The organism is Chitinophaga sp. YR573 (assembly GCF_900110995.1).
Taxonomy (GTDB): domain Bacteria; phylum Bacteroidota; class Bacteroidia; order Chitinophagales; family Chitinophagaceae; genus Chitinophaga.
In genome coordinates this window covers 982,672-1,008,190 of the sequence record NZ_FOJF01000002.1, presented here as the reverse complement: position 1 = coordinate 1,008,190, position 25,519 = coordinate 982,672, and the positions used below count along the sequence as shown (strand labels likewise).

Here is a 25,519-nt window from a genome sequence, read left to right as displayed (position 1 = left end):
CTCATTTTGAAACAGTCTCCATACATACTATACTCAGACGGGAAAGGGAATATTTTCGAAGACCTTACTATGCACACCACCGGCCGTAGTGGCTGGGATGCATGGCCTATTGATCCGGATGAATGGATAGAACTGCCTGAAGGTGGTTCTCTCTATGAATTACCCGGCCGTCGTGGGATTGGTTTGAACGCCTTAACCGGCGAAATGGAACTGTGCGATAAAGGATGGGCTGTAGCGGCCTTCATCCCGCCTGCTCATACAGGGTTTTACCTGGCAGCCTACGAAACCATGCCGGATGCACCTACCCTGCCGCTGTTCTGTTATACAGCAGTGGGTTGGTTAGATGGTAAGTTTTATGTGCCTGCTACCCGTATTGAAGCCGATATCCGCCAGGAATGTGGTGGTTTTGACGATAAGAAGGTAAAGGAAGGTGTGAAAACCTTGGTGGAAGCATATCCGCATAACCGCCTGGTGCAACATCTGGCAGACAACTGCGCACTTACTTACCACTGCCCTGCTGCCCGTAACTATTTTATGGGACGCTGGGAATGCCCGATCCCTTCCTCTCCGGCCTGTAATGCCAATTGTATTGGTTGTATCTCTTTCCAGCCGGAAGAAGAAAGCATTGTATCTACCCAGGACCGTCTGCGTTTTAAGCCTACTGCACAGGAGATCGTGGAATATACCGTGCCTCACCTGGAAACAGCGCCTTTCCCGATCGTGAGTTTTGGTCAGGGCTGTGAAGGGGAACCACTGTTAATGTGGGAAACCATCCGCGAATCTATTATAGAAATACGCAAGCATACGCCTAAAGGCAGTATCAATATTAATACGAACGGCAGTAAACCCGATGCGGTAAGAGAACTGTGCAAAGCAGGTCTTAACAGTATCCGTGTAAGTACCAACTCTGCCCGTGAAAAGATCTACACTCCTTACTATCGTCCCAATAACTACACTTTTGATGACATCGTTGAAAGCCTGAAAGTAGTACGTGAATTTGGTGGATGGACGTCCATCAACTACTTCGTGTTCCCGGGAATGACAGACAGTGTGGAAGAATATGAAGCACTGCGTAAGCTGATCCGTGATACAGACCTCAACATGATACAGTGGCGCAATTTCAATATTGATCCCGACTGGTACATGGGTCGTCTTGGTATCACTGATTCCGGAGAATGCCTGGGCATTAAACAATTACAGGACCTGATCCATGAAGAATTCCCTCACCTGAAATATGGCTATTTCAATCCACCTATTGAAAGGATTAAAGGGGATTATGCACAGGATTTTGCGCATCTGTAAGTTTCCTGAATAACAGGTAAAACCCAATCCCTGTTGATGCACATATCGCGGCTGTCATATACCACCAGGTGGTAAATCCAAAATGCTCTACCATATACCCGCCTAAGGTGGGCCCTATGATGGTGCAAAGCGCATAAGCAATGGTGTACAGGGAAGCGTATTGCCCGCGGTTATGTGTTTTACTGCGGCTGATCCAGAAAGAGTTCATGAATGGCAGGCAAAGCATTTCTCCGCCTGTACATACCAGTATAAATATAGCAGGCCCCAGCAAGGCAGAGGGGAACAGGTTAAGGCAGAGATAAGAGAGTCCGCCCAGCAATACCCCCCATGTAATAAACTCTAATGGGTGTCTTTTCCCTTCCAGTTTATATACCATCACCATTTCCAGGAAAGCAATGATCAACCCGTTCATTCCCAGTGTGATACCTATCCTTGCTTCCTTCATGTGCAGTACTTTGGCAAAGTACAGCGGTACAATATTGGATAACTGGAAAAAGCCAATGGCGAATATTGTTGTCAGTACAATGAAAATGAGATAAACGCCATCTTTATACACACTCTCTCCTTTTACTTTTACCGGCGCTACATGTTTTTCTCCTTTATATGCCTTCATGGGTGGCAGGAAAATACGCATGATCAATACAGCGAGGATGCAGGTAGCTCCATCTGCCCAGAACAATAAATGATAACTGTAACTGGCCAGGATACCTCCGATAGCGGGGCCTACAGACCATCCCAGGTTCACGGCCAGCCTGTTTAACGCATAAGAGCGGGTACGGTTGCTTTCTGAGCTGTAATGTGCCGTTGCGGCGGAGTTAGCAGGTCTGAAAGCCTCTCCCACAGAGCTTAATATAAAAATACAGATACTGATCTGGGCCATCGTTTCCATCTGCCCCAGCACCATAAATAACAATCCCTGCAGAAATAAACTCCAGAACTGCACCTGGTAAAACCCGATCTTATCAGATAATCTTCCGCCGATAAAAGCGCCTATTACGGAGCCTGCACCAAAACAGGCCATCACCCATCCTGCCTGTTCTATAGTAAAATGTAACCGTTGTGTAAGATATACCGTCATAAACGGGATCACCATAGTACCACTACGGTTAATTAATAACACAACAGATAATAGCCAGGTAGAAGCAGACAATCCGGTATAAGCTTTTTTGTACAAGGAAACGAGCGGGAAGTTCATGATATGGGTCTCAGATTTCAAAAGACAAAAATAAATCTTAATTTTGAAGTATGCAGAAAAAAGAGAATAATACAGATAAACAGATCAAAGCCTTGGGGGTGACTATTGCCGTACATGCTTTAGTGTTAGTAGTACTGTTCCTTGTTGGCTTCTCTGCACCGCCACCATTACCGAACCAGGACCTGGGAATGGAAGTGAATTTAGGTACTTCGGATGAAGGCATGGGTAATGAACAACCGATGAACCCGAATCCGCCAAGCAGCGGCGCTGCTACGGCTTCCACGCCACAGGCGGAGCCTGTCGTTGCCAATACCAATGCTCCCCAGCAGGATATTGCCACACAGGATGAAGAAGATGCTCCTGAAGTTACCAAGCCCACAAAACCGGTAGTAGAACCTAAAGAATTTCCTAAAACAATAGAGCCTAAACCGGCCAAAACACCAAAGAAACCAACTGAAGCACCACCTGCTCCGGTCCCTCCTGCGCCTAAACCCAAAGCGGTTTTCACAGGTGGTACTTCCAACAGCAGCGCCAGTGGTAACAGTGCAAATGGTTCCAATACTTCTACAGGAGAAGGTAATACCGGCAAACCCGGCGACCGTGGTTCCATCAATGGTGATCCTAACGCCAGTGGTTATACAGGCAGCGGATTAGGCGGCGGTAAATCTGATTTCCGCCTGAACGGACGTTCGCTGTTAAGTCGTCCTTCCCTCACATATGACGGAGATGAATCCGGTTATATTGCTGTCAATATAAAAGTTGACAGACAGGGAAATGTAATAGAAGCTACCCACTCTTTAAAAGGATCTACCCTTAATAACTCCCGTCTCATAGAAATCGCTAAAAAAGCTGCCAGAGAACTTAAATATAATGTAAACGGCGATGCTCCCGAAGTGCAGTTCGCACTGATAAGATTCTATTTCAAAGTACAGTAAATCCAGTATTTCAATAAGATAAGCCCCACTTATTATATATTATTCTAAAGTAAATAATATATTTGAATATATTTGCACTTGTTATTCTTTTGTAGTGCCCGCCAATATATGGCAACTTATTGCGTTATAGGGGGGAGAAACCGAATTGCCAACTAATCAGAGTTATGCCTTTTAGAGTAATGCTATCAAGAGCCGCAGGCTTCCTATGTATTATTGCCATGTCTATACTGCAGCCCCATAAGGTGCAGGCGCAGTTGCCCTTTGGAGGATATGCGAACAGCAACTACGCCGGTATTCACGGTGTACCTTCCAATCCGGCATCAGCAGCAGCCACTCATTACAAATGGGATGTGAATATCGCTGGCCTGGATGGGTCGATTGGTAATACATATGCACGCTTTCCCCGTTCTACCTTTTTACATCCTCCTGATTCAACAGGGGGGATGAAACGTAATGTGAATTATTTCCTTGATTCCGCTGCTAATCCAAACAAGAAACAGTTTGGCTGGGGTAATATGGATGTAATGATGCCTTCTGTATTGTACTCAATAGATGAAAATCAATCTATTGCCTTCACATGGCGGGTACGTGCAATGGGTAATGTAGGGAATGTAAAGACAGATGTTGCCAACTTCTTCGGACTGGATTTCCCTAACAAACAACTGATAGGTCAGAATTATGATATGGAGCTGGCAAATGGCAGCTTTCACTGGTGGAATGAGTTTGGCTTTACCTATGCCTCTGTGATCAAGGATGATGGTGAACACCGCCTGAAAGGGGGTGTGACCCTTAAACTGCTCTCCGGTATCGCTGCCGGTTATGCACAGGTAGAAGGTTCTTCTTTTGTAATGAACGCCGCCCACTCCGCAGACATCACCCGTGGTACCATGAAAATGGGTTACAGCCAGGGTCTGAACGACTGGGAAAAGCCTACCCTCAGCAACTACAAGATGTTCGGGAACCTGGGCTTTGGTATGGACCTGGGTATCGTGTACGAATGGCGCGACGAAGTAGATGGTTTACAGGGATATGATGACGACCAGTGGAATCCTGAAGCAGACGATTACAGAATGCGTTTAGGCGTGTCTATCACCGACCTGGGAGGTATTACCTATAAGAAAAACCCAAACAGTAAAGATCTGGATCTCCGTGTTACCGGTATAGATCCTTCAAATATTGGCATAAAGAAAGGCGAAGGCTGGCAACAGTATTACCGTCGTATCAGTCAGTACTTCACTCCTATTGCTTCTAGTGATAAGTTCACCATGAATACGCCAGCTGCATTGAATGTAATGCTGGATTATAACGTAGATGGCCGCATCTTCGTGAATGCTAAAGGTGTGATGGCCTTAACTTCCGGCAAATCTGACCCCAGCAAAACATACGCAATGACGCAGTTACAGATAACTCCGCGTATCGATGGTCAGCATTTCGGGGCTTATCTGCCACTGGAAATCAATGCTCATGGCCAGTTTGATGCAGGTGTAGGCTTCCGGGCCGGACCGCTGGTAATTGGTTCTTCTACCATGTTATCCAACCTGTTCCAGAAGAACAAGAACCGCATGGATGGATTCATTGCCCTGCGCATTGTACCTATCCGCTTTGGTCAGACCAAACTGGGATGCCCTGCTGCACAATTCTAAACAAATACAAAATACTGATAGTAAAGGGAGAAAGGGCAATGCCTTTTCTCCCTTTCTCTTTTCTACCTATATTTGTCCCGCATTCAATGTATATGGACTACCAACAAACTCTGGACTATCTATACGAGCGTCTCCCCATGTTTACCCGGGTGGGCGCCTCCGCTTTCAGAAAAGACCTGCATAATACCATAGCGCTCTGTGAACAGCTGGGCAACCCTCAGCATAAGTTCAAATCAATACATATTGCCGGTACTAACGGGAAAGGTTCTACCAGTCATATGCTGGCAGCTATCTTCCAGCAGGCCGGTTATAAAACAGGATTGTACACCTCTCCTCATCTCAAAGATTTCCGCGAACGGATAAGGATAAACGGAGAGATGGTATCCACTACTTTTGTAACGGAATTCGTGGAACAGATGCAGTCTTCCATAGAAGAACTGGACCCTTCTTTTTTCGAACTTACCGTAGCAATGGCGTTCCAGTATTTTGCTTTGGAACAGGTGGATATCGCTATCATAGAAGTAGGACTGGGCGGGCGTTTGGACAGTACTAACATCATCACTCCAGAACTCTCTGTGATTACGAATATCAGTTATGATCACATGAATATACTGGGTAATACTTTACCTGAAATTGCATCAGAAAAAGCCGGGATTATTAAAGCAGGTATTCCTGTAGTAATATCACAAACTCAATCTGAAATTGAATCTGTTTTTACTGATAAAGCAGCTTCATTACATGCACCTATTCACTTCGCAGACCAGGAATGGATCATACAGGAAAATGAATTATCAGCAGGTCATTTGCAATTAGGTATTCTTCCTCACAAAGGTGGCTATATGAAACGCCTTTCCCTAGACCTCAGCGGACAATACCAGGTGAAAAATATCATGGGGGTGTTAAGTGCCGTAAAAGTACTGCAACAGCAGGATTGGAAACTACCGGATGCAGGTGTGGTGGAAGCATTATCTCATGTTAAAAAACTAACAGGATTACGCGGGCGCTGGGAAGTGATCAGTAAACATCCTGTCACTATTTTAGATGTCGGACATAATGAAGCGGGTATTACAGAAATTGTAGAACAGCTGCGGCATATGGTATACCGGCACTTACATATTGTAACAGGTTTTGTAAAAGATAAAGAGGTAGATAAAGTGTTATCTATCTTCCCTCCTGCTGCTACTTATTATTTCTGTAAGGCACAGATCCCCCGCGCGCTCGATGAGCATGTATTGGCGGAGATGGCTGCTGCCAAAGGATTACGGGGACATACGTATAGCAGTGTGCAACTGGCATTTATGGCTGCGAAACAGCAGGCGCATGAAGAAGATATTGTGCTGGTGTGTGGTAGTTTCTTTATAGTAGCGGAGGCGATGTAAAATTTTGTGATGGTGCTTCGCACCATCACAAAATTTAAAAGGGGTTTTGCAGGGCTTCGCCCTGCACCCTATAGTATCTGTAGTTCTTTCAATTTAAGCAATGCATAAAATAAGCAGGTTACGTGTAAGCTCTGTAACAGCTTATTCTCTTTCAGTAACTCTTCCACATCTTCCATCTCCATCATCACTATTTCTATCTCTTCATTATCATCTAAGTGCTGCTCCTGCACTTTCTTTCCCCCTGTTGCCAGGAACATATGAGTAAGGTTATTACTCGATGCCGGGTTAGGTGCTACTGCCCCTAAAGGAATTAGTTTCTCAAAAGCATATCCTGTTTCTTCCAGTAACTCACGGCGCATGGCAAACTCCGGATCAGGATCTGTATTATCCATTGTACCACCGGGAATCTCTAATATTGTTTTACCTATTCCCTGACGGTACTGCCGGATCATGATCACACGGCCATCATCTGCAATAGCTACGCAGTTGACCCAGTCGTTATATTCCAGCACGTAATAAGGAGATACGATCTTACCCTGTGGGGTGACGCATTTGTCTCTACGTGCAGTTAACCAGTTGTCTTTGAAAAGGTATTCTGATTCAAGTGTTTTCCAGTCTAATGATGACATACTATCCGGTTTAAATTACCAATTATTCCTTTCTATCAGATTTTCTATATGAGCCAGATGGTGTCTCGAATGCCAGGAGTAGTTAGCTGCTACAACTTTCAGCGTAGGAGTGGTTTTATTGGCAGGGTGTGTATATGTACGCGCCCATTGTTCTTCTGTCAGATTGTCTAACAGGTTTACCCAGCGTGTATGCAGTGCAAATAACAAAGTGATGGATACATTGATGGGCGTGTTCTTTACATCAGGTAATTCTGCCCATAAATTTTCCTCATAAGGTTTGATGGTAGGACTATCCTCTGTAAGCGCCAGTTTAAAGCGCGTTAAGGCGTTCATATGGCTATCGGCCAGATGATGTACTACCTGGTTGATTGTCCAGCCACCGGGGCGGTAAGGTGTTTCCAGCTGATGTTGGTCAAGCTTCTGCACAGCCAGTTCTACCGAGGTCGGTAAATACCGGATATCGTTGATGTATTTGTCCAGTTGTGCAGCAGAAACATTCTCTGGTGGAGTGAAGCGTCCTATCGGATATTTCAGTTGTTCAAGATCATCCATTATGCTTAGTTTTCTCTGAGTTCTTTTCCTGTCATATGAATGAATACATCTTCCAGATTGGCTTTCTTCACTTCTTTCTTTCTCTCAAATCCACCCGCCACTAACTGATCGATCAGTGTATCCGGAGATTCCAGGGCAATGATCTTACCACTGTCTACTATCGCGCAGCGATCACATAAAAACTCTGCTTCGTCCATGTAATGTGTGGTGATGACCACGGTAGTACCCTGGGAACGTACCTCCTGAATCAAATCCCAGAGGTTACGGCGTGCCTGTGGATCAAGCCCTGTAGTGGGTTCATCCAGGAATATAATTTTAGGCTTGTTGATAAGCGTAGTAGCGATGGAAAAACGTTGTTTTTGTCCGCCGGAAAGTTCTTTGAACTTAGCTTTGGCTTTATCTTCCAGGTTAAATACTGCCAGTAGTTTTTTGGCATCTGCTTTCTGGTTATATAATCCGCAGAAGAGGTCTATCAGTTCTGTGAGGTTTAATCCCGGATAATAACCGGAACTCTGTAACTGTACACCTATTAATTTCTTAATGGCTTCCGGGTCTTTGTCGAGGTCTATGCCATCTACAATCACTGTCCCGGATGTTTTCTCTCTCAATGTCTCTATGATCTCCAGCGTAGTGGATTTCCCTGCACCATTGGGGCCTAACAGGCCAAAGATCTCATTTTCATATACATCAAAACTGATGCCTTTAACCGCCGTAAAATCTCCGTATTTCTTTACCAGGTCCCTGACTTCGATTATCTTCCTCTTTTCCATAGGACTAAATTACACAAAACGGATAAAGTTTTAAGCAAATAAAAAAGCCGGCTTCTGTGGAAGCCGGCTTTTTCAGTATCTAATGTTTAATAAATAGCTGTGTAAAATAGATGATCCGTCCTTTGCCCTGGGCATATCCGATACCGATCAGGTTAAAATTCCCCAGCATGTTTTTCCGGTGACCGGGGCTGTTGATCCATCCATCCACCACTCCTTTTGCATCCAGGGTACCATAAGCTACATTCTCAGCAGCTCCGGACATTCCCCCCAGCACTTTGCCTATAGCAGCAGCACGTACTTCGAAGCCTTCATGACCAAATCCCGTTCGACCGGAAGCCATGTCCTGGCTATGTTTTTCCGCAAGTAAGCTGCAATTGATCTCCATTTTTAAAGGCGGTAATCCTTTGGATGCACGGAACTGGTTAGTGTAATACAGGATCTGGTCATTCATGTTCCCGGATGCAGTTCCTGCTACAGGCCCCGATACCCTGGCCGCCGCTACAGAATCCTTTTTAGGAACAGCAGTACGGGTACAAGCCATTATCTGAAAAGTCGTAAAACAGGTTAGTAGTAATAAAGTAAGCTTGCGAGTCATAGTGTATTTAATAATAAATAATTTAAAATTAGATTGAAAGCACTAGTACAAGATTAGCAAGAGTTATACCAAAAACCTTTTATATGACTTTTCTGCTTAACTATTTACTATCCGCTGCCATACATCCATCATGTTCTTAGAACCGAGGAAGACAGGAATACGCTGGTGTAATTTGGATGGTTTCAGCTCCAGCAGACGTTGACGGCCTGTAGCCATTGCCACCCCACCGGCTTTTTCCATGATAAACGACATTGGGTTGCACTCGTAACATAAACGTAAACGCCCCCCAGCATATTTTCCAAAAGACGGATACATAAAAATTCCACCCTGGATAAGCGTACGATGTACCTCTGCCACCATACAACCCACAAAACGATGGCGGTAGATCTTACCATATTCGTCTTTAGCCAGGAAATAATCGATGGCCTTGCGCACTTTTTCTTCGTATAAGTGGTAATAACCAATGTTTACAGAGAAAATATCACTTTCGGTAGGGCATTTCAGGTTAGGATGCGATAAACAGAACTCCCCTATGGACGGGTCCAGTGTAAAGCCCTGTACACTACGTCTGGTAGCATATACCAGCATAGTAGAAGACCCATAAATGATATACCCTGCCGCAATCTGTTCATAGCCCGGCTGCAGGAAATCTTCCAGCTCGCAGGGACTACCGATAGGCGTCAGTCTCTTATAAACGGAAAAGATGGTACCAATTGATACATTCACGTCAATATTTCCTGAACCATCCAGTGGGTCCAGCAATACCACGTACTTGGAGTTACGGGAATGCTCATCATCAAAAGCAATAAAGTCCTCGTTTTCTTCAGAAGCTACCCCACAACAGTAAATACTGCTTTGCAGCGACCCGATGAACTGGTCATTTGCAAACTCATCCAGCTTCTTTACAGACTCTCCCTGTACATTGATTCTCCCGGCATCACCCAGGATATCGGCTATGCCGGCCTTATTCACCTCCACATTCACTCTTTTGGATGCCAGTCCAATGTCCCTTAACAAACCTGATAACTGGCCTGTTGCGCCCGGGTAATTCCTTAGCTCCTGGATAGTAAATTCATCCAGCGTCATTACTCTTCTTTTATTATTCATATATAATGGATTAGTTTTCCAAATGGAACCGTAAGCTAATTTACCGGAAATCGGGTTATTTTAATAGAACTGTCATTTTATTCTAAACAAATTTTAAAACGAATTCAAAGTTAACTTACTTTGCTCCGTATTTTTTTAACGGAAGATTATTTCATATGAAGGTTTTCAAATTTGGTGGTGCAAGTTTAGAAAGTATTGAACGCATACAACAGGTAACAGCGATTATACAGTCATTCCCCGACCAGCAACTGCTGATCGTTATATCAGCCATGGGGAAAACCACCAATGAACTGGAAAAGGTAGCGCAGAATTTCTATATGCGCAAACGTGAAATAGCCGCCCAGCTACTCCATAACATAGAACAACAGCACCTGGACATTGCAGAAAAACTGCTGGGCAACCGCGAAAACCCTGTATTTGAACAGTTACAGCAATTCTTTACAGAGGCTGAATGGACCCTGGGAGAGAAACCCCTGCGCCAGTACGATTATTACTATGATCAGCTGGTAAGTCTGGGAGAACTGCTCAGTACCGCTATTATGAGCGCTTACTTTAATCTGGCCGGGGTATCCAATACCTGGCTGGACGTACGTGATATATTCCGCACAGACGATACCTTCCGGGATGCAAATATAGACTGGGACTGGACCCAGCGCAATGTAACCGGGCAGGTACTCCCCCTGTTTAAACATACCAACATCGTTATAGCACAGGGTTTTATTGGCAGCACAGACCAGAACGAAAGCGTAACCCTGGGCCGTGAAGGCAGTGACTACTCTGCCGCTGTATTTGCCAATTTACTGAACGCCGAAAGCCAGACCATCTGGAAAGATGTGGAAGGACTGAAAAACGCAGATCCCAAACTCTTCCCTAATACTATCAATATTCCTGAGATCAGTTTCAGCGAAGTGATAGAAATGGCTTATTATGGCGCACAGGTAATCCATCCTAAAACCATTAAACCGCTCTATCTCAAGCAGATACCACTGTATGTAAAGAGCTTCCTTAATAAAGACCTGCCGGGTACGGTTATCCGGGAAGATATTGATGTAAAACAACTCCCCCCTATTATCGTTCTCAAAAAGAACCAGGTATTACTCACGATAACTTCCAGGGATTTCTCCTTTATAACAGAGGATAGGATCAGTGATATTTATGAGATGTTCCATAAGCATAAAATAAAGATCAACCTGATGCAGAATGCCGCTATCAGTTTCTCCTGCTGTATCGATAACAGCTCTGAGAAGATAGAACTGCTGATGAAAGCATTGCATAATGACTTTAAGGTGGCTTATTTCGAAGGACTGGAACTGCTCACGGTCCGTTATAATAAAGACGGATTACTGGAAGAGCTGAGTAAAGACCGAACCGTACTGCTGGAACAACGTTCTCCTGTCACTATACAGCGACTGCTAAAATAATTCCGTTTTCATCTGCAACCTTTTTACCTTCGAACCGTCTTTGAATTAAAGTAGCCAACAACTAACTTCTATAACCCGTCGAAGGTTTTGCTTATGGAGAAGATAATTTTACTCGTACTGCTTGCATTTGTAAGTACAGGGATCACTTATGCGCAGAAGATAAATATTAGTATTGCTGATAGTAAGGGACAACCATTACCCTACACCAGTGTACTGTTAAGACACGTAAAAGATTCCTCTCTGGTAAAAGGAGAATTAAGTGATGCATCAGGCATCTGTAATTTCGATAAGATCAGCGATGGTCGTTATTTTATCCAGGCTTCCCTGATGGGGTATACAACAACATCTACACCTGCTTTTTCTGTTGACGCGGAACATAAGAATATTAAACTTTCCCAGCTGGTATTACAGCAGGCTTCTAAAAGCCTCCAGGGCGTTACTGTATCTGCACAGAAGCCTTTTATTGAAAGACGAAACGGGGCCACTATCCTAAACGTGGAAAGCAGTGTGGCTGCTTCCGGCGGTACAGCCCTGGATATCTTACAAAGAGCCCCTGGAGTACAGGTAGATCAGGACGATAATGTATTACTGAAAGGCAAAAAAGGTGTCACCATTATGCTGGACGGGAAACTCACGTATTTGACAGGAGAACAGCTGGCCAATCTGCTGAAAAGCATGCCCGCAGAAACCATTTCCCAGATAGAAATTATTACCAGTCCTTCTGCCAAATACGATGCTGCAGGTAACAGCGGGATCATCAATATAAAAACTAAAAAAGGGATTGTTACAGGTATCAACGGTTCTGTTACTGCCGGTGTGGGTGCCGGACGTTATCCCCTCTATAATACCGGAACGAATTTCAACTGGCGTACAGAGAAATTTAATCTGTTTGGCAGCTATGATTACAGTAACAGGAAGTTCTTTAATAACCGTAAGTTTATTAGAAATATAACCGGAGATATTCCACAGACTTTTACCTCTGATATATTTGCACGAAGGAATTTTACGAGTAACAGTTTCAAAGCAGGACTGGATTATTTCATTACCCCGAAACATACGGTTGGTGTACTGGTAAATGGTTTCCGGAATGCTTTTTATAGTAACTTATGGAACAAAACATCGATTACGGGTACCGGTGAAAAACTGGATTCTGCTTTACAAACCCATACTAATAATAATGACCGTTTCCGTAACACCACCATTAACCTGAATTACAAGGGACAACTGGATACGATGGGAACGGAAATCAGTATGGATGCAGATCTGGCAAAATTTCATTACCACAGGAATGTACACCTGAATGATAGTATGTATCATCCTGAAGATCCTTCTAATTATGATCCCCATGCTATCCGTAATAATACTTTTACAGACATCACGATAAAAAGTATCAAAGCGGACCTGGTACTGCCATTTAATAAAACACTAAAACTGGAAGCAGGAGTAAAAGGTAGTTTTGTAACGACTGATAACACACTGCTATACGACTCTTTGCGACAGGGAAAATATGAGCCGGCATTATCACAGAGTAACCAGTTTATTTACAAAGAAAATGTACTGGCGGCTTATGCTACTATCAAAAAGAGTTTTAAAGGAACAGATGTACAGCTAGGTTTGAGAATGGAGCAAACAAATTCGGATGGAGAATCTGTTACTTTGCAAAGCAGGGTAAAAAGAAGTTATCTCGATTTCTTTCCCAGCATGTCTGCCGATTATACTTTTAATGAATCACACAAAATGGGGATCTCCTATTCCAGGCGTATCAACCGGCCGGATTATGATAATCTCAATCCCTTTGTTTATTTCCTTGATAAATATACCTATGGCAAGGGTAATCCTTATCTGAACCCTGAGTATACCAATACGGCAGAGCTGAGTTATACTTTTAAACAAAAGTATATAGCCACTCTTGGATACAACGTTACCAACCATGTCATACTGGAATACCTGGACCAGGATGATGTGACCAAAGTAACCACCAGTTATGAAAAGAATTTTGAACGCAGTAATGGTTACTATGCTACCATCATTTTACCCCTGGATCCCACAAAATGGTGGAGCATCACCAATAACATCAACCTTAATTATAACAAGTATCATATTAAGGATACATCCATCAATCTCGCCAGTTCTATTGTAGCGTTTAATTATCAGTCTACCCATACGTTTACTCTTCCGGATAACTGGAAGCTGGAGCTGAATGGCTACTACAATTCCCCTTTCGTATGGGGGATTTTCAAAGGCCGTTCCAATTTTAACATTGGTGCCGGTGTACAAAAATCGCTGTTTAACAAAAGAGCCATCTTTAAGCTGAATGTGAGCGATATCTTTTATGGAGAGCAGTTCAGAGGAACTGCCAGGTACAACTCACTGGATATCAATATCCACAATCGCTGGCAAAGCCGGAGAGTGAATTTCAGTGTTACCTGGAACTTTGGCAACAGCGCAGTAAAAGGCGCAAGGGAACGGCAGACGGGCACGTCTGAAGAACAACGCAGGACGGGTAACTAGCGGGTACCTTTGATGTATCCTTCGAGGTTGTTAATGATGAAGCGTTGCTCGTCTATAATGTGTTTTACCACGTCGCCGATAGAGATCATACCGAGCAGCCGGTTTCGTTCGTCTGTAACTGGTAAGTGACGGATATGTTTGTCCGTCATTTTCACCATGCAATCTTCAATGGAATCCTTTTCAGTGACAGTAAAGGGGTTTTCTGTCATAATTTCGCTGATCAGGGTGTCTTTGGATGCGCGTCCTTTAACGATTACTCTTCGGGCATAGTCACGTTCTGAAAAAATGCCTACTACCTCATCATTGTCGTTTAGCACCATGAGGGCGCCCACATTTTTTTCCACCAATACGCTTAAAGCTTCATAAACGGTGTTGTCCGGATGGACAGAGTAGACTGCATGGCCCTTAACCTGCAGGATATCACGTACTGTTCCCATAACGAGGACTTTAAAAATGAAGAATAGATTACCGTGTTTCCTAAGTTAAGATATTAAAACCGGATAAAAAAGGAGAAATCCAGGCACAAATCATTATTAATTTCTATAAGAAATCTTGCATAACGTATTTTTATATATTACTTTACGCAATAGTTTACATAAAAGGTACAATGTAGGCACTCTAAATTATTTTCATGAGGACGAATAAACGGGCAATGAAATCTGTAATAACTGCTGCTGTAGCGATATTGCTTCCATTTGGAGCTGTGAAATCGCAGAAAATTTTTAAAGACTGGCCTCTCGGCACAGATCCTGCTGCTATTGGGAGTTACGTAGCTAACCACTATGCGACCTCCCAATTCGACAACTTTGGAGCTTCCACGCCTACGGAAAGTATCACCTATCCCGAAGTATGCACCTGGTACGGGGCATTGAGATTTGCCAAAGTTGCCCGCAACAAAAACCTGCTGGAAAAACTGGTTGGACGTTTTGACCCGCTGCTGGCACAATCCCAGAGTCTGGTACCTAAAGCAGACAATGTGGACCACAGCGTATTTGGTGTTGTACCCATGGAACTATACCTGCAAACCAACCAGAACAGGTACCTGGCGCTTGGACAACCTTTTGCCGACCAGCAATGGGAACAGCCTGAGACCATCCGTCCGGAACAACAGAAATACAGCAACCAGGGCTTATCCTGGCAGAGCCGTATGTGGATAGAAGACACATACCTGATCACCCTGTTACAGGTACAGGCATTCCGCGCTACTGCCAATAAAAAATACATGGAGAACGCTGCCAATGAAATGGTAGCTTACCTGGGTCTGCAGCAGTCGAACGGCCTTTTCTACCACGCACAGGATGCTCCTTTCCTCTGGGGCAGAGGTAATGGCTGGGTAGCTGCCGGTATGACCGAATTACTGCTCGAATTATCTATCGACAATTCAAACAGACCACGTATACTGGATGCTTATAAAAAGATGATGGCTGGCCTGAAAGCAACACAGGACAAAAACTTTATGTGGCATCAGCTGCTGGATGAACCGGATGCCTGGGCAGAAACATCTGCTTCCGGTATGTTCACCTATGCACTGATAGTAGGTGTGAAGAAAGGCTGGCTGGACGAAAAAGAATATGGCCCTGCAGCAAGGAACGCCTGGATTGCCCTGGTAAAATATATCAATGAAGCCGGTGATATCAAAGAAGTAAGTGAAGCGACTACCAAGAAAAACGATAAACAATACTACCTCAACCGTAACCGTGTTGTAGGTGATCTGCAGGGACAGGCACCGATATTATGGTGTGCTACTGCATTGCTGTCTAATTAATAACCTGACAAATTCTACGACTGATAAAGATTTTTAGCAAAACAGCACTATGTGCTGTTTTCTTTTTTGGGGATGTTTTCCGGCATACATGCCTGAAGAAAAAGGAATTAATCAGGAAGAGATTTTCAGCCTCTTCCTGATTAATTTATCTACTCAATGATCAGATTAAATACCAACATTGTTTTTATCTCATCTAAACCATCTTCACCTTCCGCCGGAACGTATACTCCAACATTCAATAAATATTCTCCTTTGGGTATTTCTTTTAAATCATACGAAACAGTAGTATTGTCAGCACTAGTTGACTGACTCGTACCCATGTAATCAGAGATAATGTCATTTCCGCTTTCTATCTGAATATATTGTTTACTATCTGCTTTTACATAATTATCAACAACCAGTTTGCCATTCTTTACATTAAGCGTGGATTTTAATGGATATGATTTACTGGAATACTTAAAAAAGTATGGATCGATAATAGGTAAAGCAGAAAACCCGTCAACTGAAATCATCTGATCAAGTAAACTCCATTTTTTATCCTGTGGACGATGAGATGCAATGAATTGTTCTGGAGGTGTGAGGAAATAAAAAAACTCTACCTCCGCATTTTTCATCGGCATCGTTCTTGCCCATGTACAATCCATTAAATACCATTTATTATTTAACTTAACCGCATTCCAGGCATGTGCATCTATGTCACCTGGACGCATTCCGGAAGCTGTTCCTTCCACTATTACACATTCAATTCCTGCGGTAGTGAACATTTCTTTCACCAGACCACTGATCTCTGAACAAATACCTATTCTTTGGTTTAAGACCATTGCAGGTGACTTAAATACATAACCGGGTTGTTCATTTTCTTTGTTATTATAAGTTTCCCAATCGTATTTAATATTTAGTGCAACCCAATCGAAAATAGCTCTTGTCTTTAAAAAATTATTCGCAAGGCCGTTTGTAAGTTCACTTACCTGCTTTTTCAGATCAATCGAAGGATCGTTCTTCATTGCCCATACCCGCGCATCTATAGCAGAATAGTCGATCTTCTGTCCATAAACACAGGGGACCAGGAAAAATAGAAAAATGCAATTAGTTAATAATTTCACAAAGTCTCATTTATAAGCCCACGTAAATCTACCTTTCTCATCTTACTCCGGTAAATTATTTCCTGTCACAGATGCCACATCCAGTTGATGCAGATCAAATACTACAATTGTATTTTCCCCTTTATTCAACCAGGTAGCAGGGCAGTATAAACGCTTCTGCGGGCCTATTTCCCAGTACCTGCCTAAATTATGCCCATTCACCCATACTATCCCTTTTTTAAAGGCAGAAAGGTCTAAATAAGTATCTCCTGTAGCTGTCAGGTTAAAGCTGGCTTTAAAGAACTGACCAGGTCTGTCCGTTTTATCGCTTCCTTTCAGTTGTGTAATGAAATCGTTCTTCATGGGTAAACCATATACTTCCCAATTCATGAGGGTCATACCATTCAGTGTAACCCTATCAGTGATGCCTTTACGGTCTATCAATTCCTGTGCAAAATTGATACGGCCCATACCTTCCACTAATATTTCCAATACAGGATCTTTTACGTCTGACTTAGGTAATTCAATGCTGTGTTCACCAAGACGACGATCGATTTTACCAATGTATTGTCCATTTAAAAATACAGTGCCGTAATCATGCAAGGAAGTAATGTCCAGTTTTCCGCTTTTATGTCCTATCAGTACGGTTTTATAAACCATAAAGCCATAATCCTGTCCGTAAGCCTCAAAAGGCTTAGGCTGTATACTCTGCATGGCAGCAGGCAAATGTGCCCATATACTGGTGAATGGAGTTAACTGTATAGACGGAATAGTGATGGTTGGTATTGGTGCCGGAATAGCGGGTAATTTCTTTTTAGTGTAAGAACCGATCAGTTCACGTAATGCTATATACTTTTCAGTAGCACAACCCTGTTCATTTACAGGTGCATCATAATCATAGCTGGTGAGATCCGGCTCATACCCCTTACCTCCGGAGTTGGCACCAGCAGTAAAGCCAAAGTTAGTACCACCATGAATTACGTAGAGGTTGAAAGAACGTTTGGTGTCCATCAGGAATTTCACTTCTTTCAGGATGCCGGCTTTATCAGGACGGGCCCATTTCTCCCCCCAGTGTGTTAACCAGCCTGGATAGGATTCACTGCTGAAGCTGGGAACATCGGGGTTGTAGTTGTGAGCAGCGGTGAAGTCGCCTTCAGAGCTACCGGAATCGAGACCTACTGCGGCTCCTGGTACGCCACCGGCTTCCAGTAAAGCTGCTACGGGGCCGTCTGCGGTGTAGAAGGGGATATTAATGCCATCCTCTTCCCAGATCTGTTTCAGCTTATAGAGGTATTGTTTATCGTTGCCGAAGCTGCCGTATTCATTTTCCACCTGCATCATGAGGATTGGTCCGCCGTTGGTGACCAGTAATGGCTTCACCTGTTCGCTGAGGGCTTTGGCGTAGCGTGTTACGGCTTCCATATAACGGGGATCAAGGCAACGCACTTTAATATCCGGGGTGCGTAGCAGGTAAGGTGGTAATCCACCGAAATCCCATTCTCCGCATACATATGGCCCGGGGCGTAACAATACCCACATCCCTTCTGCCTGTATCAGCTTAATAAACGCTGCTATATCCCGGTTCTCCGACGTAAAATCAAACTGACCGGGGTCCTGTTCGTGATAGTTCCAGAATACGTATACAGCGATGGTATTACATCCCATCGCTTTCGCCATCTGGATACGGTGTTTCCAGTATTCTTTCGGGATACGTGCAGGATGCATTTCCCCGCTGATGATCTGGTAAGGTTTCCCGTCCAGTAAAAAAGCTGTTTTCCCCAGCGCAAAGGAGTGTTTAGCCTGCCCCTGTACCATGACTATACAGCAAAGCAAAGCGACAGCGCTCATGATTAACATTTTTCTCATTGTCCCTGTAACATTGATTAAGTGGGTAAAATAAGCAATGTAATGCTAAAATGAAATCCACTCAACAATAATCTACCAGACATTGTGAACATCATATCAATAAAGAAGACAACATTATCCTGCATTCATATGTTTTATTATATGCTGATAATCGTAACTTTATAAGGTAGCCCTTGTTTATCCCATTTCTTCTATCCAACACAACTTTCACATCATGAAAAGATACTCATGTATTCTCCTGCTTCTGGTGGCTTCTATAAACGCCATAGCGCAGACCGATATCGGAATCAAAGCTGGTCTAAGTATTCCCAATCTCACTTCCGGTAATTCTGCAAACCCCATTAATAAAGGTTATGGCTCGCGGCTTGGTCCGGATGCTTCTTTACAGGCAGAGTTCCATCTTACCAGACGTTTTTCCATCCAGCCTGAAGTACAGTACAGTTCTCAGGGTGGCAAGAAGAATGGCAACCAGGCTTTCTCTACTCCACCTGAATTAGCCGCTATGTTCCCGGATGGTCAGGTTCCCCCCTACCTCTATGCTGATTACAAAAGCACTGCTAAATTCAACTACCTCATGATCCCTATCCTGGCGAAATATCATTTCTTATTACGTAATCATTGGGATGTATATGCGGCGGCCGGCCCTTTTGTAAGTTTCGTACTGAATGCTAAAAATATCACCAGTGGCAGCAGCACTATTTACCTCGATGAACAACACACACAACCTCTTCCTATAGGAGAACAATCTTTTGATAGAACGGAGAATATCAAGAAAGATTTGCATTCTGTTAATGCGGGTGTTGACGGGCATATAGGGGTTGCTTATCATTTAAAGAATAGCAGCATATTTGTTGAAGGCGGCGGGAATTATGGGTTTGTGAAAATTCAGAAAGGAGATGTGAATGGAAAGAATAATACAGGGGCTGCGGTGGTAGTAGTGGGGTATGCGATGAGGGTTTGTCGTAAGTAAAGTAAAAAGCCGCAGGATAAATCCTGCGGCTTTTGCTAAGAAAATATTAATACAATTCTATTTCTTAATGCATAATAGAAACTGATTATCACCATTATAAGGAAAAGCCTATTTCAAAAAATGTAAATGTGCTCATTATCCTTAACTAATAATTAAATTCCATATTTAAACCCTCTGCTATTGAAATTATCAACTCTGGATAAATTTCATTAATTTTCATAGTTCCTTTTAATAAAATAATAACGTCAAATGGGTGTTGCTTTTATCATTGTTCCCTTTCTGTTTTTCTTATTTCTTGGTATTGCCAAGATTGGTGTCGATGAAGCTCTCATAACAAAAAACATCCGTAAGGAATTGGCAAAATACAATTACAAGTTCATTTCATTGGAAGATACTGATGATCAATTTACGCCTTTAGGGCTCCCACCGGTTCCTTCCTGGAAAAAACATGTTTTTATAGGCCGTATGTCTCTCGCGATGGCTGCTAAACAGTTTGATTATATGGAAGTTCATTTTAGTACATCTGAAAAAGAAATAGTAAAAAGTCTGGTCGCAATAAATTCCTCTTTCTTTCACTATAACATTTATTTTCAAGTGAAATTAAATCAACTTTAAAATATTACTTCAATGCAAAACTGGATATAACTTCATTAACTAAATTTTCATAAATAGGATACTTATTTTTATTTATAAAAAACGATATAAGATATAATGAGTCTGTATGTACGAGATTATACTGCAATACGGTTAGATCCTTACCCTCAGCAAGGACATGCTGCATAACCTCCTTCCCCTTTATATTATTTACATCCACCTCCTTTAAAGATAAGACTTCTATTTTGTATCCCAGATTAGATCTCGACTTTCTGATGTTTTCATTGATGACGCTATCAAGATTTCTATGATCATAACTGAAAATCATAATATTAAAATTAGCATCACCATTGCTATCAGTATTAAATGCAGCCAGAGGTACATTATCACCAAGTTGTTCCTTTTTTACCCAATCGGCAGGTACATTTATTTTTAGTAACCTGTTATAAAAGACATCCCACTCTATCTGATAAGTACTATCCTTAATATTGTAATGCCATGGTCCTTTTTTTAGTCCATCATCATAATATCCCTGGGCCTTCAAAGTCTTATTCTCATAATAATAAGTCCAGTTTCCTACACGACTTCCATTCAGTAATTCTCCCTCGCTTTCAATCTGACCATTTTTATAGTATCCAATCCATTTGACATGAGCTTTATCAGCTATCACCCGACTCTTAATCTCCCCGCCTTCATAATATTCTTTCACTTCTTTTTTGTAATTACAACTTAAAGTGCAAAAAATAATTATTACAGATCCATATATATACTTAATCATCTCCATGTTTTTTATATTTAATTTCTGCGTTTACTTCTAGTTTTATACCCAATAAATAAGCGCGTTCAGTCCCAAAACCAATAGATGCCTTGCGATAAGTATCACCACTTATCTTATCAGTTTCCTGACCGGCATTTATGTTAAAAGCCCCAACCGAAGGACCACCTGACACTGAACTCACATCCGATTGTATGTCTACTTTACCTTCTTTATATTGAAAGCCTACTTCTTTTGAGACCTCTGCACCTGCACCCAACCCCATAGGTGACATATAATTATAACTAAGTGAGCTTTTAAGATTCGCTTTGCCATCCTCTCCAATGTAGGTCAGACCAGAAGCATCTTTTAGCCTTAATTCACCGATTGGCTTTTGAGTTCCTACTTTTATTGAAAATAAATCTGTACTAAGGAAATTCACCATTCCTCCATGTGCATTTTTAACTTCAAAACCTCCTTGCGCACCTACTGAAACAGTCATTGATCCCTTTATATCTACTGAAGTATTTTTAACAACTTCCCTAGCTTCATCCTTCCCACTTTGAACTAAGGTATTAACTGCATTTACTGCCATTTGTTTCATCCTTTTAACTGCATAATTCTTTGCAGAAGTCATAGCTGAACTCACCAATTTATTCAGATATTCTCCAAGGTCAGGCCACATTCCATCCGGATCAGTAAACCGGATAGGGTTATTAAATGTATACACATAAGGACTCCACCTCCTACCTTTTTCGCTTAATGGATCAATCACTCCCCACCTTCCTATCTGAGCATCATACATTCTGGCGCCATAATCATACAACTCTAATCCACTGCCATCCTTAAACTCGCCACTCTGTAACTCTTTCCCATTATACTTTAATCTGTTCTCTGCATAATTCATCCCTTTTAGTGCTTTGGACGAAATTCCCGCCATCGTCAACCCAAATGGATAATAATGCGTTTCCTCCAATAAAGGCCCACCATTATGCACAACCACCAGATTATCAAAGAACACATCCTCTCCACTCTCATTACTGGTATAAATATACAGAAATCCTGTTTTCTTAATTACCATTCTGTCTGTACCCAACGTCTGCAACTGATCAGGACTGCCCTGGACCTGCTTCACACCACTGTTTTCATTTACCACGCTGAATCTATCATCAAACAAGGCATAGTTCAGGTAGGATTTAGGTTTGTCTGTCAGGTTTTGAGTAGGATCTTTCTGTTTTAACGCATCATAATCTGTTGTGCTAAAGCTGGTAGAAAGAGGAGAACCAGTACCTGTTGCATTATGCGCCCCATCACTTACACTACCTCCACTGAAGGCCTGTAATAAAGCCGCCAGCATATTAGTGGATGTAGTACTTGATGTACTGGTTCCTGTGCTTTTGTAAAAAGCTTTTACACCCAATTGGATAGTATCACCAGCCATTACACGCAATACCAATGAAGGCCCTATCTTCTGCCCGTTTACAGCATTCAGCTTGGCGACATAAGCATTCGGGTTAGTGGTATTATCCGCGGGATAACCGGCTATAGAAGATATGAGGGTACGTGTATTATCAATATTACTGAATAACGCATTTTCATAAGCAATAACAGCAGTTTCCATAGTAGCTGCATATTTGCTGGTATCACTCTGTGTACCCAAAACTACTCTTACATTACCCAGATGATCCTTTTCAAAATAATCATAGGTAAAACTTAGCGCCTGACCAGTTTTGTATACAGGCCTGATTCGTCCCTCTTCATGAGATAAAAACTGCAAAGTATCCTGTTCATAAACCAAACCACCAACATAATCTGTGACCGTTGTTTTAGGTGTACTTATTGTACTGTCTACAACTGTTTTCTTCAATTTATTACCAGCAGCATCATACTGATAAGTAATAGTTCCTTTACTTCTGATCTTAACCAGCGAAGGCAAATTCAGGTGATTATAGTTAATCGTATCAATGCCTTTATTTAGATCTTTTGTCAAGTTGCCATTGATATCATACCTATAATCATCTCCGGCATTCGTCCCATTGATAAAATCACCCAGTTTGGCAGAAGCCGTCTTACAGGTATCTGATACACCCAATAATTTATTACTTCCTGAAGAAGTGTACGAATAAATCATCTGATCTATTGTACTGATGGCAGTTCCAGCCATCCCCTTTTGTGTCATGGTTTTAATATTCCCATTTGCATCATAAGCCAGGTTACTGACAGAGAAATCTACTTTATCAATCGTCCATGCTGCACCAGTAGTATTCTGTTGGGTAAAATCGGCTCCTGTCAAACGGTTCACTTTGTCATAGCTGTACCCATATGCACGAGGTGTACCATCAGACTTGCTTTTCCATTTGGTACCCGCAATGTTACCATTGTACTGGTTAACACTGAATCCGTAATCATAATTCAATTCCTCGCCAAACCAGTTATCACTGCTGGATGTATTTACAAAAGATTTATTCACACCCTGTAACCATCCGCGGATATTATAAGTATAAGTCAGGGTATCCAACTGAGATGAAGCACCTGTTACGCCCAATCGCTTGCGCTTGAGCTTTCCCAATTCATCATAGCTGTTAACTGCAATAATTCTATCCTGACTACTATCATCATTCAACCTCTTCTTAATACTGGTTAACCGTCCCGCAGCATCATACTCCATCATTGTAAGTACTGTTGTCTTTCGGGTTTGTTCACTACGTGGATTGCTATGCCGGAGATAATTGCTTAATACCTTACCGCTAAAATCATAGAGGTTGGTAACAATATCCTTCCCTCCTGTTACATTATCAGCAATAGTTTGAATTACACGTCCTTTATCATTATAATAAGTAGAAGTTGTTAACCATTGCTCTGTATCAAGTACCCTTACTTTAGTACCAGTTACCATTCCATTAGTTAAGGTACTGGGAGTATTAGATAATGCTTCCTGATAAGGATTTATACCCGGCAGGAGTTTAGCTAAATCCCCTGTCTGATAAGCAGAAGCTCCCGCATAACTATAATCATCATAAAATGTATAAGTAAGAGGAGTTAGTGCTGCTGCAGAAATTGCAGGCAAAGGATTAGTCGCATTGATAGTAGTCGACCCACCTGTCAGTGCTGGATCAATCGTTGCAATGAAATCAGCCCCAACACCTGAATCAAAGTTATCCACTAAAGAAACAGTATTGGTAGCAGTATAACTACTACTGCCATCGTAATCAGTTACTACCAGATCTGCAATACCAGGGAATACATAATTTATGGATTGCGTAGTGGTTATACTATTCAAACTTGTCTGGAGAGCCGCCTGGGTTGTATTTGCTTTATAAATAGCAGTCATAGTCGGACGGTTAATACCATCATAAAAAGTCACCAGCCATTCCTGCGGAGATTTTAAGCGTTGATTGGCATCCTGTGTAAATACAGGCCTGTCTCTCGTATCATAAACAAGATATACCAGCCCTGCACCAGGTACTTTCTTTGCAGTCATTCGTTTGCGACTGTCATACTGATACTGAAAACATAACTCATCAGCAACAGCACTTACATTCCATGCAGCTATCATGCTTTTCTCAACTGCCAAGGGTGGTATTACAAAACGCAGATTATCCAGATTATCATACACATAATAAGTACACAACCAGCCTATATGAGCAGTACCCGCAGTAGCTGCTGACTGAACCTTCTTTAAAACAACGCGACCATCCTTATCTTTATACTCTACACTCTGATTACCATTCTCATCTATTACAATATTTTTCCGTAGTGTTCCGGCAGCGTACGTACCAGTACTGGTTGGAAGTGATGTACTGATATTCCAGATGCGAACAGAATCGGCTACTGTATTAATAAGATATTGATATTGCACAGGATGATTGCCACCTTCACTGGCCCAACTGTCTCCAGGAGCATATGTCTTTAACACCCTGTTAAGTGGGGATGCTTCATACACTGTCTGACTATAATAAATATGCTCGCCGGCAATACCCGGATTATAGTTAGCATCTCCATAGAAACTCTTTTGTCCTAAAAAAGGATTGGTTTTTAAATTCCCATTATCCATGCTATCTGTATGCTGCACATAGGGTAGATATTTATATTGCTCACGCCCATAGGCGTCATATACAACAGGAGAAACCTGGTCCTTCCCTTCGGGACTGATCCTTTTGGTAACAGTCTGTAAAGGACGTCCTAATCCATCCAGGTAAATAGTAGTCTGTTTTACTTCACTTACAGTACGGACAGCATTCTGCACCGTATTCTGATCTGCAGAAGGCATGCTTGGCTCCCAAGTACGAACAAAATTGTTCGAGGAAACCACAGCAGGCAAGGCCCCAGGAGTAGCAGCAACTCTTGCTCCTGTCGTGGGCACCTGTGCCATAATATCCGTATAAATACCAGACAGGCATATACACAGTATGAATAAAAACCCTTTCATATATTTAGTTTTCATCGTTA

The 25,519-nt window shown here is 42.4% G+C and carries 20 protein-coding genes; 9 read left to right on the top strand and 11 right to left on the bottom strand.

The window, feature by feature from the left end:
* Positions 1 to 6 precede the first annotated feature (6 nt).
* The gene (locus BMW86_RS23910; RefSeq protein ID WP_089784683.1) at positions 7 to 1,302 is read left to right on the top strand and encodes a radical SAM family protein; all 1,296 of its coding nucleotides are present in this window, start codon (positions 7 to 9) and stop codon (positions 1,300 to 1,302) included.
* Here the strand turns inward: BMW86_RS23910 and BMW86_RS23905 are convergent.
* Positions 1,265 to 2,518, bottom strand: a complete 1,254-nt coding sequence (locus tag BMW86_RS23905) for an MDR family MFS transporter (protein ID WP_255372991.1) — start codon at positions 2,516 to 2,518, stop codon at positions 1,265 to 1,267. The genes BMW86_RS23910 and BMW86_RS23905 overlap by 38 nt on opposite strands.
* 29 nt (positions 2,519 to 2,547) lie before the next feature.
* Here BMW86_RS23905 and BMW86_RS23900 point away from each other — a divergent pair, with 29 nt between their 5' ends.
* The 3 genes from BMW86_RS23900 (at position 2,548) to BMW86_RS23890 (ending at position 6,454) form a co-directional block, all read left to right on the top strand.
* Entirely contained in the window at positions 2,548 to 3,432 is an 885-nt protein-coding gene (locus BMW86_RS23900; protein ID WP_089784679.1) for a hypothetical protein, read from the top strand.
* Between the two features lie 164 nt (positions 3,433 to 3,596).
* Complete coding sequence (locus BMW86_RS23895) at positions 3,597 to 5,075, top strand: DUF5723 family protein (protein WP_143056679.1); 1,479 nt, start codon at positions 3,597 to 3,599, stop codon at positions 5,073 to 5,075.
* A gap of 92 nt (positions 5,076 to 5,167) precedes the next feature.
* Positions 5,168 to 6,454 (top strand): bifunctional folylpolyglutamate synthase/dihydrofolate synthase, encoded by a 1,287-nt coding sequence (locus BMW86_RS23890; protein ID WP_089785779.1) that lies wholly within the window; start codon positions 5,168 to 5,170, stop codon positions 6,452 to 6,454.
* 68 nt (positions 6,455 to 6,522) lie between these two features.
* Here the strand turns inward: BMW86_RS23890 and BMW86_RS23885 are convergent, their stop codons facing one another.
* The 5 genes from BMW86_RS23885 to fbp form a co-directional block, all read right to left on the bottom strand.
* The gene (locus tag BMW86_RS23885) at positions 6,523 to 7,083 is read right to left on the bottom strand and encodes an NUDIX hydrolase (RefSeq protein ID WP_089784675.1); all 561 of its coding nucleotides are present in this window, start codon (positions 7,081 to 7,083) and stop codon (positions 6,523 to 6,525) included.
* Positions 7,084 to 7,098: 15 nt separating this feature from the next.
* On the bottom strand, positions 7,099 to 7,635 hold the full coding sequence (locus BMW86_RS23880; protein WP_089784673.1) for a YfiT family bacillithiol transferase: 537 nt from the start codon (positions 7,633 to 7,635) through the stop codon (positions 7,099 to 7,101).
* A gap of 5 nt (positions 7,636 to 7,640) precedes the next feature.
* On the bottom strand, positions 7,641 to 8,405 hold the full coding sequence (locus BMW86_RS23875) for an ABC transporter ATP-binding protein (protein WP_089784671.1): 765 nt from the start codon (positions 8,403 to 8,405) through the stop codon (positions 7,641 to 7,643).
* A gap of 79 nt (positions 8,406 to 8,484) precedes the next feature.
* Entirely contained in the window at positions 8,485 to 9,000 is a 516-nt protein-coding gene (locus BMW86_RS23870; RefSeq protein WP_089784669.1) for a CAP domain-containing protein, read from the bottom strand.
* 96 nt (positions 9,001 to 9,096) lie between these two features.
* Entirely contained in the window at positions 9,097 to 10,107 is a 1,011-nt protein-coding gene (fbp, locus tag BMW86_RS23865; RefSeq protein WP_089784666.1) for a class 1 fructose-bisphosphatase, read from the bottom strand.
* A 155-nt stretch (positions 10,108 to 10,262) separates the two neighbouring features.
* Here fbp and BMW86_RS23860 point away from each other — a divergent pair, with 155 nt between their 5' ends.
* Positions 10,263 to 11,528 carry an aspartate kinase gene (locus BMW86_RS23860; RefSeq protein WP_089784664.1) on the top strand — a complete coding sequence of 422 codons (1,266 nt, stop codon included), beginning with the start codon at positions 10,263 to 10,265 and terminating at the stop codon, positions 11,526 to 11,528.
* A 93-nt stretch (positions 11,529 to 11,621) separates the two neighbouring features.
* Positions 11,622 to 14,039, top strand: a complete 2,418-nt coding sequence (locus BMW86_RS23855; RefSeq protein WP_089784662.1) for a TonB-dependent receptor domain-containing protein — start codon at positions 11,622 to 11,624, stop codon at positions 14,037 to 14,039.
* Here BMW86_RS23855 and BMW86_RS23850 read toward each other — a convergent pair.
* A complete protein-coding gene (locus BMW86_RS23850) occupies positions 14,036 to 14,476 on the bottom strand; it encodes a CBS domain-containing protein (protein ID WP_089784659.1) in 441 nt (146 codons plus the stop codon). The genes BMW86_RS23855 and BMW86_RS23850 overlap by 4 nt on opposite strands.
* A gap of 194 nt (positions 14,477 to 14,670) precedes the next feature.
* On the opposite strand from BMW86_RS23850, the gene BMW86_RS23845 reads away from it, so the two are divergent.
* Positions 14,671 to 15,804, top strand: coding sequence for a glycoside hydrolase family 88/105 protein (locus tag BMW86_RS23845; protein WP_255372990.1), 1,134 nt, complete (start codon positions 14,671 to 14,673; stop codon positions 15,802 to 15,804).
* A 149-nt stretch (positions 15,805 to 15,953) separates the two neighbouring features.
* Here the strand turns inward: BMW86_RS23845 and BMW86_RS23840 are convergent, their stop codons facing one another.
* Both BMW86_RS23840 and BMW86_RS23835 read right to left on the bottom strand, forming a co-directional pair.
* Positions 15,954 to 16,907, bottom strand: a complete 954-nt coding sequence (locus BMW86_RS23840; RefSeq protein WP_143056678.1) for a transglutaminase domain-containing protein — start codon at positions 16,905 to 16,907, stop codon at positions 15,954 to 15,956.
* A 42-nt stretch (positions 16,908 to 16,949) separates the two neighbouring features.
* Positions 16,950 to 18,752: a glycoside hydrolase family 35 protein gene (locus BMW86_RS23835; protein WP_089784654.1), complete on the bottom strand. Its 1,803-nt coding sequence runs from the start codon at positions 18,750 to 18,752 to the stop codon at positions 16,950 to 16,952.
* A gap of 214 nt (positions 18,753 to 18,966) precedes the next feature.
* On the opposite strand from BMW86_RS23835, the gene BMW86_RS23830 reads away from it, so the two are divergent.
* Together BMW86_RS23830 and BMW86_RS23825 are read left to right on the top strand one after the other, a co-directional pair.
* Positions 18,967 to 19,722, top strand: coding sequence for a porin family protein (locus tag BMW86_RS23830; protein WP_089784652.1), 756 nt, complete (start codon positions 18,967 to 18,969; stop codon positions 19,720 to 19,722).
* A 249-nt stretch (positions 19,723 to 19,971) separates the two neighbouring features.
* Positions 19,972 to 20,337, top strand: a complete 366-nt coding sequence (locus tag BMW86_RS23825) for a hypothetical protein (protein ID WP_089784650.1) — start codon at positions 19,972 to 19,974, stop codon at positions 20,335 to 20,337.
* Positions 20,338 to 20,341: 4 nt separating this feature from the next.
* Here BMW86_RS23825 and BMW86_RS23820 read toward each other — a convergent pair whose 3' ends face one another.
* Positions 20,342 to 21,100 carry a toxin-antitoxin system YwqK family antitoxin gene (locus tag BMW86_RS23820; RefSeq protein ID WP_089784648.1) on the bottom strand — a complete coding sequence of 253 codons (759 nt, stop codon included), beginning with the start codon at positions 21,098 to 21,100 and terminating at the stop codon, positions 20,342 to 20,344.
* Positions 21,087 to 25,514, bottom strand: a complete 4,428-nt coding sequence (locus BMW86_RS23815; protein ID WP_218149207.1) for a DUF6443 domain-containing protein — start codon at positions 25,512 to 25,514, stop codon at positions 21,087 to 21,089. The genes BMW86_RS23820 and BMW86_RS23815 overlap by 14 nt, the downstream gene beginning before the upstream one ends.
* Between the last annotated feature and the right edge of the window lie 5 nt (positions 25,515 to 25,519).